Origin of the sequence: Pseudomonas sp. USHLN015 (assembly GCF_037153275.1) — a bacterium.
Lineage (GTDB): Bacteria > Pseudomonadota > Gammaproteobacteria > Pseudomonadales > Pseudomonadaceae > Metapseudomonas > Metapseudomonas tohonis.
In genome coordinates this window covers 522,317-537,227 of record NZ_JBBCKP010000003.1, presented here as the reverse complement: position 1 = coordinate 537,227, position 14,911 = coordinate 522,317, and the positions used below count along the sequence as shown (strand labels likewise).

At 64.4% G+C, this 14,911-nt stretch carries 14 protein-coding genes; 5 read left to right on the top strand and 9 right to left on the bottom strand.

Annotated elements, in window-relative coordinates; all coding sequences use genetic code 11:
* Nucleotides 1-93: 93 nt before the first annotated feature.
* Nucleotides 94-1,131 (top strand): NADP(H)-dependent aldo-keto reductase, encoded by a 1,038-nt coding sequence (locus WFQ67_RS08675; RefSeq protein WP_337056601.1) that lies wholly within the window; start codon nt 94-96, stop codon nt 1,129-1,131.
* Nucleotide 1,132: 1 nt separating this feature from the next.
* Here the strand turns inward: WFQ67_RS08675 and nfi are convergent, their stop codons facing one another.
* Both nfi and WFQ67_RS08665 read right to left on the bottom strand, forming a co-directional pair.
* Nucleotides 1,133-1,840 (bottom strand): deoxyribonuclease V, encoded by a 708-nt coding sequence (gene nfi, locus WFQ67_RS08670; RefSeq protein WP_213628574.1) that lies wholly within the window; start codon nt 1,838-1,840, stop codon nt 1,133-1,135.
* An 85-nt stretch (nt 1,841-1,925) separates the two neighbouring features.
* Entirely contained in the window at nt 1,926-3,062 is a 1,137-nt protein-coding gene (locus WFQ67_RS08665) for an acyl-CoA dehydrogenase family protein (protein ID WP_173173167.1), read from the bottom strand.
* Nucleotides 3,063-3,309: 247 nt separating this feature from the next.
* Here WFQ67_RS08665 and WFQ67_RS08660 point away from each other — a divergent pair, with 247 nt between their 5' ends.
* On the top strand, nt 3,310-4,209 hold the full coding sequence (locus WFQ67_RS08660) for a GlxA family transcriptional regulator (protein WP_178082980.1): 900 nt from the start codon (nt 3,310-3,312) through the stop codon (nt 4,207-4,209).
* Nucleotides 4,210-4,342: 133 nt separating this feature from the next.
* Complete coding sequence (locus tag WFQ67_RS08655; protein WP_213628573.1) at nt 4,343-5,305, top strand: hypothetical protein; 963 nt, start codon at nt 4,343-4,345, stop codon at nt 5,303-5,305.
* Between the two features lie 104 nt (nt 5,306-5,409).
* Here WFQ67_RS08655 and zapE read toward each other — a convergent pair whose 3' ends face one another.
* The 3 genes from zapE to WFQ67_RS08640 form a co-directional block, all read right to left on the bottom strand.
* Nucleotides 5,410-6,504, bottom strand: coding sequence for a cell division protein ZapE (gene zapE / locus WFQ67_RS08650; protein ID WP_213628572.1), 1,095 nt, complete (start codon nt 6,502-6,504; stop codon nt 5,410-5,412).
* Between the two features lie 95 nt (nt 6,505-6,599).
* On the bottom strand, nt 6,600-7,946 hold the full coding sequence (locus tag WFQ67_RS08645; protein WP_337056600.1) for a tryptophan--tRNA ligase: 1,347 nt from the start codon (nt 7,944-7,946) through the stop codon (nt 6,600-6,602).
* A 30-nt stretch (nt 7,947-7,976) separates the two neighbouring features.
* Nucleotides 7,977-8,606 carry an alpha/beta hydrolase gene (locus WFQ67_RS08640; protein WP_213628570.1) on the bottom strand — a complete coding sequence of 210 codons (630 nt, stop codon included), beginning with the start codon at nt 8,604-8,606 and terminating at the stop codon, nt 7,977-7,979.
* 126 nt (nt 8,607-8,732) lie between these two features.
* On the opposite strand from WFQ67_RS08640, the gene WFQ67_RS08635 reads away from it, so the two are divergent.
* Nucleotides 8,733-9,173, top strand: a complete 441-nt coding sequence (locus WFQ67_RS08635) for a YhcB family protein (RefSeq protein WP_111262483.1) — start codon at nt 8,733-8,735, stop codon at nt 9,171-9,173.
* A 173-nt stretch (nt 9,174-9,346) separates the two neighbouring features.
* Here WFQ67_RS08635 and cysN read toward each other — a convergent pair whose 3' ends face one another.
* The 4 genes from cysN to WFQ67_RS08615 all read right to left on the bottom strand — a co-directional run bounded on the left by cysN (nt 9,347) and on the right by WFQ67_RS08615 (nt 13,523).
* Nucleotides 9,347-11,245 carry a sulfate adenylyltransferase subunit CysN gene (cysN, locus tag WFQ67_RS08630; RefSeq protein ID WP_213628569.1) on the bottom strand — a complete coding sequence of 633 codons (1,899 nt, stop codon included), beginning with the start codon at nt 11,243-11,245 and terminating at the stop codon, nt 9,347-9,349.
* Nucleotides 11,246-11,298: 53 nt separating this feature from the next.
* Nucleotides 11,299-11,640, bottom strand: a complete 342-nt coding sequence (locus WFQ67_RS08625; protein ID WP_111262485.1) for a four helix bundle protein — start codon at nt 11,638-11,640, stop codon at nt 11,299-11,301.
* Between the two features lie 55 nt (nt 11,641-11,695).
* Nucleotides 11,696-12,613 carry a sulfate adenylyltransferase subunit CysD gene (gene cysD / locus WFQ67_RS08620; RefSeq protein WP_271660121.1) on the bottom strand — a complete coding sequence of 306 codons (918 nt, stop codon included), beginning with the start codon at nt 12,611-12,613 and terminating at the stop codon, nt 11,696-11,698.
* A gap of 151 nt (nt 12,614-12,764) precedes the next feature.
* Nucleotides 12,765-13,523, bottom strand: coding sequence for a Nif3-like dinuclear metal center hexameric protein (locus WFQ67_RS08615; RefSeq protein ID WP_213628568.1), 759 nt, complete (start codon nt 13,521-13,523; stop codon nt 12,765-12,767).
* 112 nt (nt 13,524-13,635) lie between these two features.
* Here WFQ67_RS08615 and algW point away from each other — a divergent pair, with 112 nt between their 5' ends.
* On the top strand, nt 13,636-14,793 hold the full coding sequence (algW, locus tag WFQ67_RS08610; RefSeq protein WP_173173184.1) for a Do family serine endopeptidase AlgW: 1,158 nt from the start codon (nt 13,636-13,638) through the stop codon (nt 14,791-14,793).
* Nucleotides 14,794-14,911: the final 118 nt, after the last annotated feature.

Sequence of the window (14,911 nt, the reverse complement as noted above, 5' to 3'; positions counted from 1 at the left end):
GCATCCCCGCAAAGAAAGCCGCGGAATTATGCCGATTGCGTGGAAAATTTCAACCTGATTTGATAGCTATCTTTGCCACCAGAGGAGCGCTGCATGGAATTCCGCCAACTCGGCAACACCGATATCAAGGTCAGCAGCCTGTGCCTGGGCACCATGACCTGGGGCGAACAGAACACCGAGGCAGAAGCATTCTCGCAGATCGAGCGTGCCAAATCCTACGGCATCAACTTCCTGGACACCGCCGAGATGTACCCGGTCCCGCCCCGCGCGGAAACCGACGCTGCGACCGAAACCATCATCGGCAACTGGTTCGCCAGGAACAGGGACCGCGCCGACTGGGTGCTCGCCAGCAAGGTGGCCGGGCCGGGCAACGGCATCACCCATATCCGCGACGGCAACCTCAAGCACAACCGCCAGCACATCACCGCGGCACTGGATGCCAGCCTCAAGCGCCTGCAGACCGACTGGATCGACCTCTACCAGTTGCACTGGCCAGAGCGCAGCACCAACTTCTTCGGCCAGCTGGGCTACCAGCACCGCGACGAAGACTTCACCCCGCTCCAGGAAACCCTCGAAGTCCTCGCCGAACAGGTGAAGGCCGGCAAGATCCGCCATGTCGGCCTGTCCAACGAAACGCCCTGGGGCACGATGAAGTTCCTGCAACTGGCCGATCAGCTTGGCCTGCCCCGCGCCGCCTCCATCCAGAACCCCTACAACCTGCTCAACCGCAGTTTCGAAGTGGGCCTGGCGGAAGTGGCGATCCGCGAGCGCTGCGGCCTGCTGGCCTATTCACCGCTGGCGTTCGGCATGCTCTCCGGCAAGTACGAGAACGGCGCGCGCCCGGCCAACGCCCGCATCAGCCTGTTCAGCCGCTTCGCCCGCTACACCAACCCGCAGGCCCAGGCCGCCTGCTCGCGCTACGTGGCGCTGGCCCGTGGACATGGCCTGGACCCTGCACAGATGGCCCTGGCCTTCGTCACCGCGCAGCCTTTCGTCACCAGCAACATCATTGGCGCCACCACCCTGGAGCAACTGGAGAGCAACCTCGCCAGCAGCCAGCTGACGCTGCCAGGTGCGGTACTTGAAGGCATCGCCGAGATCCATCGGAGCCAGCCCAACCCCGCCCCCTGACCTAGTCGAACAGACCCGGCGCGACATCCCGTGCAATCGGCATGTCGCCCCGCCGGGAGGCCAGCCGATCCGCCAGCCGGGTCGGCTCAGGCAGCCGATAGCCGCAGCAACTGCGCAGCACCAGCTCCAGTGCGCTGCGCATGGATACACGATGCCCCGGCGAAACCACCAGCGGCGCGACCCGATCGCGACTGCGCAGCATCCAGCCGATCTGCTCGCCGTCGTGCTCCAGCGGCACATGATCGCCACGCATGAGTCCCGGCTCCTCGTGATGCCCCACCAGCACCTTCTTCGCGACCCCGATGGTCGGCAGCCCGGTGACCACGCCCAGGTGCGAAGCGATGCCGAGTCGGCGCGGATGGGCGATGCCCTGCCCGTCGCAGAACACCAGGTCCGGCCGCTGCGGCAGCCCGGCCAGCGCCTCCAGCAGAGCAGGCAGCTCACGGAAGGACAACAGCCCCGGCACGTAGGGCATGGACGTCGGCACCCGCGCCACCACCTGGCCCAGCAGGCGGTAGCCATCGGCATCCAGCAACACGGCGGCGGCCCGGGTGATCTGGCCACCCTCCTCGAAGCCGACATCGAAGCCCGCCACCACCTTCAGCGGCGAGAAATCGTCGACCAGCAGCACCCGCGCTGCCAGATCGCCCTGCAGGCGCTTGGCGTGGCGGACGCTGCCGTCCCAGTCATCGAAGGGGGAAGAACTCATGGGCAGGCTCCGAAAGAACGACATAAGGTAGACCCGGAGCCCGCAGGAAGGGTCCGCCGCGTAGCCCGGCGGCGGACCAGGGGACTTACAGCGAGCGCGCGATGATCTCTTTCATGATCTCGTTGGTGCCCGCATAGATGCGCTGCACACGGGCATCGGCCCAGGCGCGCGCCACTGGGTACTCCCACATGAAGCCGTAACCGCCGTGCAGCTGGACGCATTCGTCCAGCACCTTGCATTGCAGGTCGGTGCCCCAGTACTTGAGCATCGCCGCAGTGGGCACATCCAGCTTGCGCTGCAGGTGCAGCTCCAGGCAGCGGTCGACGAACACGCGGCCTACCTGGATCTCGGTCGCCATCTCCGCGAGCTTGAAGCGGGTGTTCTGGAACTCGGCGATGGCCTTGCCGAAGGCCTTGCGATCGCGGGTGTAGTCGAGGGTCCACTTCAGCGCCGCCTCGGCCGAGGCCAGCGCGCCGATACCGACGGTCAGGCGCTCCTGGGGCAGTTCCTGCATCAGGTAGGCGAAGCCCATGCCGGCCTGGCCCAGCAGGTTCTCCTTGGGTACGCGCACGTCCTGGAAGAACAGCTCGGAAGTGTCCTGGGCCTTCATGCCCACCTTCTCCAGGCGCTTGCCCTTGGAGAAGCCCGGCGTGCCCGCCTCAACCAGGAACAGGCTGGTGCCCTTCGCGCCGGCCTTGGGATCGGTCTTGGCGACCACGATCACCAGGTCGGCCAGGTAGCCATTGGTGATGAAGGTCTTGGAGCCGTTGATCACGTATTCGTCGCCGTCCAGCACCGCAGTTGTCTTCACGCCCTGCAGGTCCGAGCCCGCGCCAGGCTCGGTCATGGCGATGGCGGTGACCAGCTCGCCGGTCACCATGCGCGGCAGGTACTTCTGCTTCAGCGCCTCGGAGCCGTAGTGGAGGACATAGGGTGCGACGATGTCCGAATGCAGCGAGAAGCCGATACCGGTCAGACCCAAGCGACCGATCTCCTCGATCACCACCGTGCTGTAGAGGAAGTCGGCGCCCATGCCGCCGTACTCCTCGGGGATGTGCGAGCAGAGCATCCCGGCCTCCCCCGCCTTGTTCCACAACGCGCGGTCGATGTAACCGTCCTTCTCCCACTGGTGATGGAAGGGCACCGCCTCCTGTTCGAGGAACTTGCGCACGCTGTCGCGGAAGAGTTCGTGATCGGAGCTGAACAGGGTTCTGGGGATCATGCGGTCACCTTGGCGGATGCGTCTGGGTTCGAAGTTGGAAGGCCAGAGACTGTAGGACAGTCGCACCAGACGCACACTGGACAGTTGCGACAAAAAATAAGACGATCCAGCCGGCTAATGACCGCTTTCCCCTTATAAGAACAAGACCATGACCAACCAGCAGTCCCCCATCCTAAGGCGGGTGAGCATCCTCGCCACCGAAGGTGTCTTCGCTTCCACCCTGATGCAGGCCAAGGATTTCTTCCACATGGCCAGCCTCCGCTACAGCAAGCTCCAGGGCCTCGGCCTCAAGCCCGCGTTCGAGATCCACCTGGTCAGCCCGGACGGCCTGCCCGTGCGCAGCTTCAGCGACGTGATCATGCCGGTCGACGGTGCGCTGGACGAGGCCGACATCATCATCCTTCCAGCCTTCTGGGACGACTTCGACGCCCTCTGCGAGCGCCACCCGCAGGTCCTGCAATGGCTGCGCGAGCGCCATGCCGCCGGCAGTTCCATCTGCGGCGAGGCCACCGGCGTGTTCTGGATGGCCCAGGCCGGGCTGCTCGATGGCAAGGAAGCGACCACCTACTGGCGCTTCTTCCGCGAGTTCGGCGAACGCTTCCCCAAGGTGCTGCTCAACCAGGAAAAGCACCTGTCGGATGCCGACAACCTCTACTGCGCCGGCGGCGTCACCTCCGCCTGCGACCTGTACATCTACCTGATCGAACGCTTCTGCGGCGCCAGCATCGCCCAGGCCGTCTCCCGCGACATCCTCTACGAAGTGCAGCGCAGCTACGCCCCCGGGCGCATCGGCTTCGGCGGGCAGAAGCTGCACCAGGACGTGACCATCCTGCAGATCCAGCACTGGCTCGAGGAGCACTTCGCCGACAAGTTCCGCTTCGAGGACGTCGCCCGCGACCACGGCATGAGCATCCGCAACTTCATGCGGCGCTTCCAGGCCGCCACCGGCGACAAACCCCTGCACTACCTGCAACGGTTACGCATCGAAACAGCCAAGGGCCTCCTTTCGGCGACCCGCAAGAGCATCAAGACCATCAGCTACGAAGTGGGTTACGACGACGCCAGCTTCTTCGCCCGACTGTTTCGCCAGCACACCAATCTCTCCCCCAACCAGTACCGCAGGCAGTTCCAGCACAAGGGCGACTGAGGCGGCCATCCCAAGGATGGGTTGGCCGGTGGCGGCAGCGAATTATGATCCGGGCATGGTCCCCAGAGGGGTGTCCGAACCTTTTCCGTCAGCGGTACGGCGGATGAAGAACAACAATAAAAGGTACTCAACCATGCGCCGTTACCTGCTTGCCCTGCTGGCTGCCGCCAGCTTCACAGCCGTCGCAGACGACTGGAAACCCTTCCCCTACGACCAGGCCGCCTACGACTACTCCGGCGACAAGCTGCGCCAGGCCTGGCCCCAGCTGACCCGTGGCTTCGGCCCTGACTACCCCTTCCCGGATGCCGACTGGGTGGTGACCATGGCCACCCAGAACCCCAAGGCGCTGGAAATGACCGTGACCGGCAACACCGGCTTCACCGGCAAGCCCGAGGAAGCCGAGGCCTATGCCGCCAGGCTGCAGGATGTGTGGCGCCTGATGTTCAAGGGCGATTTCGCCGAAGCCAAGAAGCAGGGCCTGGCGCTGGGCGTCGGCGGCCAGGTACCGGCGATGTTCGCGCAGGTGATCTACGCGATGTTCCTCGCCCCCAACCAGGAGGAGAAGCACCGCCTGCTGGAGGAAGTGATCAAGTACACCGACGAGGCCGGCGAACTGGTACAGGCCGATACCGTGGCCCAGTTCGGCCGCGTCTACGCCAAGGCCCGCCTGGGTGAAGAGCTGTCGGTACCGGTGGTACTCAAGCGCGGCTACACCAGCCAGATCCCCGAGGAACTGGACGCCCTGCTGCAGAAGCAGCCGCGCCAGCCCTTCGCCCTCGCGCTCTACGGCGGCTACGAAGCCGGCGTGATCCGCAAGGTCGGCAAACTGGTCGGGAAAATGACCTATGGGGTCAGCTCGGACAAGATGGAGCAGTACTTCACCCGCTCCTTCAGCGCCAGGGATGACCTGCCGATCGGCCACTACGAGTACGCCAATGCACTCGTCTACGTCTACGGCGACGACGAAGAGCAGAAGGTCATGGAGCACCTGAAGAAAGCCGTGGCGATCAAGCCGATCAACGCCATGGAAGCCCTGGAAGTGGCCCATGCACAGCAACTGCTGAAGCAGTTTGAGAAGGAAGTGGCGCAGCGCTAAAGCAGCAAGCTGCAAGCTGCAAGCTGCAAGACAGGGTGCGGACCGGTTGAATCGGTCCGCACTTTTTCTTGAGGCTTGAAACTTGCGGCTTGCCGCTTATGCCCTCAAGGCTTATGCGGCCGCGAGAGGAATTCGTGGGACTGCATCTCCAGCAATCGGCTGAGGGTGCGCTGGAACTCGAAGGTCAGGCGACCACCGGTGTACAGGTCCTTCAGCTCCACTTCGGCGGAGATGATGAGCTTGACGTTGCGGTCGTAGAATTCATCCACCAGGTTGATGAAGCGCCTCGCCATGTCGTCCTTGGCCACGCCCATCTGCTCGACGTTGGCCAGGATCACCGCGTGGAAGATCTTGCCCAGCTCGATGTAGTCGTTCTGGCTGCGCGGGCCATCGCAAAGCTCGCGGAACTCGAACCAGGCGACGTCCTCGCACACGCGGATCGCACGGATCTCGCGGTTCTCGATCATCAGCGCCTCGTTCTCCTGGGCCTGGGTGCAGTCGGGCAGCAGGCTCCTAAAGCTCTTCTTCAGGCTGGCCTCGGCCTCGTCGCCCAGAGGCCAGTGGAACAGTTCGGCCTGCTCGAGGGCGCGCAACCGGTAGTCCACGCCACTGTCGACGTTGACGATGTCGGTGTGCTGCTTGAGCAAGGCGATGGCCGGCAGGAAGCGAGCGCGCTGCAGGCCGTCCTTGTACAGGCCATCCGGGACGATGTTGGAGGTCGCCACCAGGCTCACGCCGTTCTTGAACAGCTCATCCAGCAAGGTGGCGAGGATCATCGCGTCGGTGATGTCGGAGACGAAGAACTCGTCGAAGCAGATCACCCGGGCCTCGTCGGCGAAGCGCTTGCCGATGATGGTCAGCGGGTTCTTCTCGCCCTTGAGAGTACGCATCTCTTCGTGCACGCGCTTCATGAAGCGGTGGAAGTGGGTGCGCATCTTCTCCTTGAACGGCAGGGCATCGAAGAAGGTGTCGACCAGGTAGGTCTTGCCGCGCCCTACGCCGCCCCAGAAGTACAGGCCCTTGACCGGCCCCTGGCGCTTCTTGGCGAACAGGCTGCCAAACAGGCCGGGCTTGCTCTGGCTGTCGGCGATCAGGTCGTCGTACAGGCGCTGCAGATGGCGGACGGCAGTTTCCTGCGCGGCGTCGTGGAAGAAGTCCGGCCGCTTGAGATCGGCCTGGTAACGCTCGAGGGGGGTCATGATCGGTAGCAAGGCAACGAAAAACGGGGTCGTCACTTTAGCGACGGCCCCGTTTCTTGGCAATCGGCCAGCTACGCCGGCCGTAAGAAAGCGCCTTACTCCTGGGGAGCAAGGGCCTCACGCAAACGCTGCACGGCGGCGTCACGGGCATCGGAATCAGCGAACTCGCCGCCCTGCCCCACAACCTCGCCATCGAGCCACAGGCCGTAGCTGGAGCCTTCGGCGCGGATATCCAGGACGCTGCCGTCCTGCAGGCGCTTGGTCACCAGGCCCGAGGACTTGCCATCGGCGAAGGTCCGGGACAGCAGCAACTGCTCGCCATCGGCAGCCAGCAGGCGGAAGCGGAAGCTGCCGTCGTCTTCGCGGAAGCTCACGAAGCGCGCACTCTTGGCCGCTTTCTTCTTGCCGGCATCGGCGCTCTGCACGTTGCTGCGGAAGGAGCGCAAACCGACCGCCTCGCGCAGCTCGTTGAGGAAGGGCGTCGCGGTCTTGCGGGCCTTGGCTGCACCGGCAAGGAGGATGTCTTCCAGATCGGCCGGGCGCTCGATAAGCGCGTGATAACGCTCGCGGGCTTCACCCAGCTCGTTGTCCAGCAGCTGGAACAGACGCTGCTTGGCTTCGCCCCAGGCCAGGCCATCGAGCAGCTCGGCACGGAAGGCCGCCAGCTGGGCCGGCGTGGAGAAGGCCTGGTAGAGGGTGTACAGGTGGGAGCTGTCCGGGTCCTTTGGCTCGCCGGGGGCGCGCGAGTCGGTGACGATGCGGGCGATGGCGTCCTTCAGCTGCTTGGCGCTGCCGAACAGCGGGATGGTGTTGTCGTAGCTCTTGGACATCTTGCGACCGTCCAGGCCCGGCAGGGTCGCCACCTCTTCCTCGATCACCGCCTCCGGCAGGGTGAAGAGCTCGCGCCCGGCGCCGAACAGGTGGTTGAAGCGCTGGCCGATGTCGCGGGCCATTTCCACGTGCTGGATCTGGTCACGGCCGACCGGCACCTTGTGGGCGTTGAACATGAGGATGTCCGCCGCCATCAGCACCGGGTAGCTGTACAGGCCCATGGTGACACCGGCATCCGGGTCCTCGCCGTTCTCCACGTTCTTGTCCACCGACGCCTTGTAGGCGTGTGCGCGGTTGAGCAGGCCCTTGGCCGCGACGCAGGTGAGCAGCCAGGTGAGCTCGGGGATCTCGGGAATGTCCGACTGGCGGTAGAAGGTCGCCTTGTCGGTGTCCAGGCCGCAGGCCAGCCAGGTGGCGGCGATCTCCAGGCGCGAGCGCTGGATACGCGCCGGGTCGTCGCACTTGATCAGCGCGTGGTAGTCGGCCAGGAAGTAGAAGGAATCGACGTCGGCATCACGGCTGGCGACGATGGCAGGACGGATGGCGCCGGCGTAGTTGCCGAGGTGCGGGGTACCGGTGGTGGTGATGCCGGTGAGGATACGAGTGGTCATGGGGGATCGCTTGTCGGACGGCTGTCGGGGTCAGAGGCGCGGCAGGACCAGATCCTTCAGATCGGTCAGCTTGCCATGAAAGAAGTGCCCGCATTCTGCCACTTTCAGCAGCTCATGGGAGCGTTGCAGGGATGCAGACCAGTCATACACCGCCTGCGGCTCGACGACCTCGTCGGTGTCCGGCTGGATCACCGTCAGCTCGCCATGCGCGGGCAGCGGCGTCTCGACGGTCAGGCGCTTCACCGCTGGCGCCACCATGAACAACCGGGGCACGTCGATGCCCTGCCGTTCCAGGCGGCCGGCCAGGCTCGCCGCGACGAAACCGCCGAAGGAAAAACCGAACAGCGTCAGCGCCAGTTCCGGACGCTGGGCGCGGAACCAGTGGGCGGCCGCTTCGGCGTCATCCACCTCACCGGTGTTCATGTCATGGCTGCCGGCGCTGGCGCCGACGCCGCGGTAATTGAAGCGCAGGGTGCTGTAGCCGGCATCGCGGGCGGTGCGCTGCAGGGTGGAGACGACCTTGTTGAGCATGGTCCCGCCCTGGATCGGGTTCGGGTGGCAGATCAGCGCCAGCCCCTTGGCATCGGGCAGGTCGAGATGAAGCGCTTCCAGCTGGCCACTTGGCCCCTGGAGCAGAATGGGATTTTCACGATTGGACAACGGGAACTCCGTGACCCCGGACCGGGTCGACTCGTCTTGGTTAAGCACCACAGGGCTTGCGTCGCGGTATACAGCGCGGATTCGAGCCGTTAACGTAATGCAAAGCTGCTTATAGAGGAAGGACTCGTGGAACAGTCGCTCACGGCCTGGTTGTTGCCAGCACTCGCTCTGCTCGCCGGTATCGGCATCGGTTTTCTGGTCGCCCGACTGCTGCCCGGCACCGCGCCGAACCGCACGCAGCGGCAACTGGATGACCTGCAGGCACGCTTCGATACCTATCAGAGTGAAGTGGTCACCCACTTCAACACCACCGCCAGCCTGGTGAAGAAACTCACCCAGAGCTACCAGGAAGTGCAGGAACACCTGTCCGATGGCGCCAGCCGCCTGGCCCTGGACGAACTGACCCGCCAGCGCCTGCTCGCCGCCCTGCACACGGACGACGCCCCCGGCCCGCGCGAACGCCTGACCCCGCCGCGCAGCCACGAGGCGCCCAAGGACTACGCGCCCAAGTCGCCGGATGGCCCGGGCACCCTGGATGAGAACTTCGGCCTCAAGGGCAAGTACTGATCCCTGGATGCGTCGAAAGAAGCCCCGCCCCGGCGGGGCTTCTTCATTTCAGCACCAGCCCGTTTCCCCGGACTGAAGTCCGGGCACATCCGAGCCACCTGGGCGGAAATTGCGGCCCTGGATGGCGCAAAGAAAAAGCCCCGCATCAGCGGGGCTTTCTCATTGCGGTGCGATCAGATCGCGCCGCGACTGCGCAGCAGGTCGAGTACCGCCTTGACGCCCTCTTCCACCGACTGGCTCTGGGTATCGATCACCAGGTCGGCATTCAGCGGCACGTCGTAGGGGAAGGACTCGCCCGGGATGTTGTCCTGGTCGGCCGCGTAGAGCCCTTGCGGGTCACGCTCGCGGCAGACCTGCGGGGAGGCCTGGACGTATACGGTGATCAGGCGATCGCTGCCGATCAGCACCTTGGCCTGTTCACGTCCCTCGGCGTCCGGCGCGACGAAGGCGGCCAGGGTCAGCAGGCCGGCTTCGTTGAACTGGCGCGCCACATGGGCGGCACGGCGCCAATTCTCGGTGCGCCCGGCGCGATCCTGCGGCAGGCCCTTGTTCAGGTCGTGACGCAGGTTCTGGCCATCGAGGACGTAGACCGCGCGGCCCATGTCGAACAGCTTGCGCTCGACGGCATAGGCCAGGGTGCTCTTGCCGGCGCCGGAGAGGCCGCTGAACAGCACGGTGGCCGGTTTCTGGCCGAAGCGCGCGGCACGCTCCTCGGTGGAAACGTGGGCAGACTCGCCATGAATGCCCTGGCCACCGGCAGCAACCGGCGCGGCGATGATCATGCCGGCGCCGACGGTGCCGTTGGTGAGGCGGTCGATGACGATGAAAGCGCCGGTGGTGCGATTGCGCTCATAGCCGTCGAGGGCGATGGGCGCATCCAGGCTGACCTTGACCTTGGCGATCTCGTTCAGTTGCAGGTCACTGGCGGCCCCCTCTTCCAGGGTGTTCACGTCCACCTTGTGGGTGATGCTGGCGATGGAGCCCGGCACATAGCTGGTGGCGCGCTTGATGTCGTATTTCTTGCCCGGGAGCATCGGTTCCTCGGACATCCACACCAACATGGCCTCGAAGCCGTCGGTGACCTGCGGACGGTTGTCGGCATGCACCAGCATGTCGCCACGGGATACGTCGATCTCGTCTTCCAGGGTCAGCGTGATGGCCTGGCCGGGGCCGGCCTGCTCCAGCTCGCCTTCGAAGGTGACGATGGACTTGATCTTGCTGCCCTTGCCCGAGGGCAGCACGACGACCTCGTCGCCCTTGTGCACGATGCCGCTGGCCAGGGTGCCGGCGAAGCCGCGGAAGTTCAGGTTGGGGCGGTTGACGTACTGCACCGGGAAGCGCATGTCGTCGAAGTTGCGATCACCGGAAACCTCGACGGTCTCGAGGATTTCCATCAGCGACTGGCCGGTGTACCAGGGCGAACGCTCGCTCTTGTTCACCACGTTGTCGCCCTTCAGCGCCGACATCGGCACGAAGTGGATGGAGGTCGGGTTGAGCTTGATGCGCTCGGCGAACTGCAGGTAGTCGGCCTTGATCGACTCGAACACGCCCTGATCGAAATCCTTCAGGTCCATCTTGTTGATGGCGACGACGATGTGCTTGATGCCCAGCAAGGACGCGATATAGCTGTGGCGGCGGGTCTGGGTCTGCACGCCGTAGCGGGCATCGACCAGGATGATCGCCAGGTCGCAGGTGGACGCGCCGGTGGCCATGTTGCGCGTGTACTGCTCATGGCCGGGGGTGTCGGCGATGATGAACTTGCGCTTGGCGGTGGAGAAGTAGCGGTAGGCGACATCGATGGTGATGCCCTGCTCGCGCTCGGCCTGCAGGCCATCCACCAGCAGCGCCAGGTCCACTTCGTCACCCGTGGTGCCGACCTTCTTGGAATCGCGGGTGATGGCTTCCAGATGGTCTTCGTAGATCATCTTGGAGTCGTGCAGCAGGCGCCCGATCAGGGTGCTCTTGCCGTCGTCGACGTTGCCGCAGGTGAGGAAGCGCAGGAGTTCCTTGCGCTCGTGCTGGGCCAGGTACGCGAGGATGTCCTGGCTGATCAGATCGGATTGATGGCTCATTTCACTCAAGCTCCAAGCTGCAAGCCTCAAGCGGCAAGCTCGTCGGCGTCCAGCTAGACAGAAATTTTGTTGATCAACCCCGTGAGCATTCTCGACAGCTCGCGGGTTTCGACTACCCAATCAGCGGCAAGCGATTCCGCTATGTACCCGATTTCAGCTCCGATCATCAGCTGGGTTCGCAGCTCACCGCAGGATGCCTTGGCTATCCACAGATACCGGCATTTCTCCTTGGCGCTTCCGCGTTCCATACCCTCGGCGATATTGCTGGGTACGGACAGCGCCGAACGGGTTACCTGATCCTTGAACCCGGCATCGCGGCACTCCGCGAACGCCCTGTAGATGCTTACCGTGAGCTGCTTGGATCTTCGCCAGACATCGAGTCGCTCGAAATCCATTCGAACTCCAATCTTCCCTGCTTGAAGCTTGTCGCTTGCTGCTTGCAACCGCTTTCTAGAAATACCCCTGCCGCTTTTTCTCTTCCATCGAACCGGCGCCGTCATGGTCGATGACGCGGCCCTGGCGTTCGGAAGTCCGGGTCAGGAGCATTTCCTGGATGATGTCGGTGAGGCTGGTGGCCTCCGACTCGACCGCACCGGTCAGCGGGTAGCAGCCCAGGGTGCGGAAACGCACCATGCGCTTCTCGATGCGTGCCTTCTCTTCGTCCGAGAGGTGCTCGAGGATGCGGTCGTCGTCGATCATGATCAGCGTGCCGTTCTTCTCGATGACTTCGCGCTCGGCGGCGAAGTACAGCGGCACGATCGGGATCTGCTCCAGGTAGATGTATTGCCAGATGTCCAGCTCGGTCCAGTTGGAGAGCGGGAACACGCGGATCGACTCGCCCTTCTTGACCTTGCCGTTGTAGACGCTCCACAGCTCGGGGCGCTGGTTCTTCGGGTCCCAGCGGTGCTTGCTGTCGCGGAAGGAGTACACGCGCTCCTTGGCGCGGGATTTCTCCTCGTCGCGGCGGGCGCCACCGAAGGCCGCATCGAAGCCGTACTTGTCCAGGGCCTGCTTGAGGCCCTCGGTCTTCATGATGTCGGTGTGTTTGGCACTGCCGTGGGTGAAGGGGTTGATGCCCTGTGCCTTGCCCTCGGGGTTCACGTGGGTGATCAGCTCGAGGCCCAGGTCGGCGACCATCTTGTCGCGGAACCGGTACATCTCCTGGAACTTCCACTGGGTATCGACGTGCATCACCGGGAACGGCAGCTTGCCCGGGAAGAAGGCCTTGCGCGCCAGGTGCAGCATGACGGCGGAGTCCTTGCCGATGGAGTACAGCATCACCGGGTTATCGAATTCGGCGGCCACCTCACGAATGATGTGGATACTTTCCGCCTCCAGCTGTTTCAGGTGCGTCAGTTTGTCGAGCATGGCTACTCACGGATTTCTTATCTGATACGACGGCCTGCGGGCCGTGGACGAGGGCGCACTCTAGCACAGCGCCTTCTTCTATTCAGGGGCCCGCTTAGAACGAAACGATCTAGCTTTATACCTGCCGGAATGGGCGTTCCGGGGCGGCTTTCTAGATGGGATTGGGGCAATCGATGAACAGGTGTTCGATGGCGAAACGCCGCGCCAGGTAGTCCCCCAGCGCCTGCACGCCATAGCGCTCGGTGGCGTGGTGGCCGGCGGCGATGAAGCTGATGCCGTTTTCCCGCGCACTGTGGAAGGTCTGCTCCGAAGCCTCGCCGGTCAGGTAGAGATCGACGCCGGCGGCGATGGCCGTGTCGATGTAGCCCTGGCCGCCGCCGGTGCACCAGCCGATGCGGCGGATCATCTCCGGGCCCTCCACCAGCAGCGGTTCGCGACCGAGCACATCCTGCACGCGGCGGGCGAAGTCGCGTGCGGTGAGGGGCTCGGCCAGGGAGCCGACGAGGCCGACGGTGCGAGGGTTGTCCGACTCCAGCGGACCTTCGACGACGATGTCCAGCTGGCGGGCGAGCTGCACGTTGTTGCCCACTTCCGGGTGCACGTCCAACGGCAGGTGGTAGGCCAGCAGGCTGATGTCGTTGGCCAGAAGGGTCTTCAGGCGCCGCTGCTTGATGCCGACTACGCAGGGGTTCTCCCCCTTCCAGAAATAGCCATGGTGCACCAGCACCACATCGGCCTCGGCTTCCACCGCCGCATCCAGCAATGCCTGGCTCGCGGTCACCCCGCTGACGATGCGTCGAACCTGCGGCCGCCCCTCGACCTGGAGGCCGTTTGGGCAGTAGTCCGAGATCCGCGAAGCCCCGAGAAAACGCTCCGCTTCCTCCACCAGGGTGGTCAGTGCAATGGCCATCTGCCTCTCCTCACAAGCTGTTGCGAGCGGCTATTTTATTGGCGGCCGCCCCGTATAATGGCGCCACCTTAAGGGGCACCCTCGCCCCTCGCAACCCTCAGGATTCCCCTCGATGCTCAAGGCCCTGCGTTTCTTCGGCTGGCCCCTGCTTGTCGGCGTACTCGTAGCACTGCTGATCATCCAGCAATACCCCGAGCTGGTGGGCCTGCCCCGCCAACAGGTGCACCTGCAGGAAGCGCCCAAGTACAGTTTCTCGCGCCAGGGGCCGGAGTCCTACGCGGAGGCGGTCAACAGCGCCTCCCCCGCCGTGGTCAACCTCTACACCACCAAGGTGGTGAGCAAGCCGGCCCATCCGCTGTTCGAGGACCCGCAGTTCCGCCGCTTCTTCGGTGACAACCTGCCCCGCCAGCGGCGCATGGAATCCAGCCTGGGCTCGGCGGTGATCATGAGTCCCGAGGGCTACCTGCTGACCAACAACCACGTCACCGCCGGTGCCGACCAGATCGTGGTCGCCCTCAAGGACGGCCGCGAGACCCTCGCCCGCCTGGTGGGCAGCGACCCCGAGACCGACCTCGCGGTGCTCAAGATCGACCTCGACAACCTGCCCGCCATCACCCTCGGGCGCTCCGACAACATCCGCATCGGCGACGTCGCCCTGGCCATCGGCAACCCCTTCGGCTTTGGCCAGACCGTGACCATGGGCATCATCAGCGCCACCGGCCGCAACCAGCTCGGCCTCAATACCTACGAGGACTTCATCCAGACCGACGCCGCCATCAACCCGGGCAACTCCGGCGGCGCGCTGGTGGATGCCGGCGGCAACCTGATCGGCATCAACACCGCGATCTTCTCCAAGTCCGGCGGCTCCCAGGGCATCGGCTTCGCCATCCCCGCCAAGCTCGCCCTCGACGTGATGAAGGCCATCATCGAGCACGGCCAGGTGATCCGGGGCTGGCTCGGCATCGAAGTGCAGCCCTTGACGCCCGAACTGGCCGAATCCTTCGGTCTCGAAGGCCGCCCGGGCATCGTCATCGCCGGCATCTACCGCGACACCCCCGCGCAGCGCGCCAACCTGCAGCCGGGCGACATCATCCTCAGCATCGACGGCGAGCCCGCCGGCGACGGTCGCCGCTCCATGAACCAGGTGGCGCGTACCAAGCCGGGCGAAAAGGTCAGTGTCGAGGTGATGCGCAACGGCAAGATCATCGAGCTTTCCGCCGAGGTTGGCCTTAGGCCCCCGCAACAGACCGCACCTGCGGACAACGACTGACCCGAACGGCGCCTGATGGCGCCGTTCTTGTTTCTGCCCCCCAACGCCCTCTCCCTCGAACGCAGCAGATGAAAGATGAAAAAATAAAATGTTATGTTATTACATATTTAACGCCCTG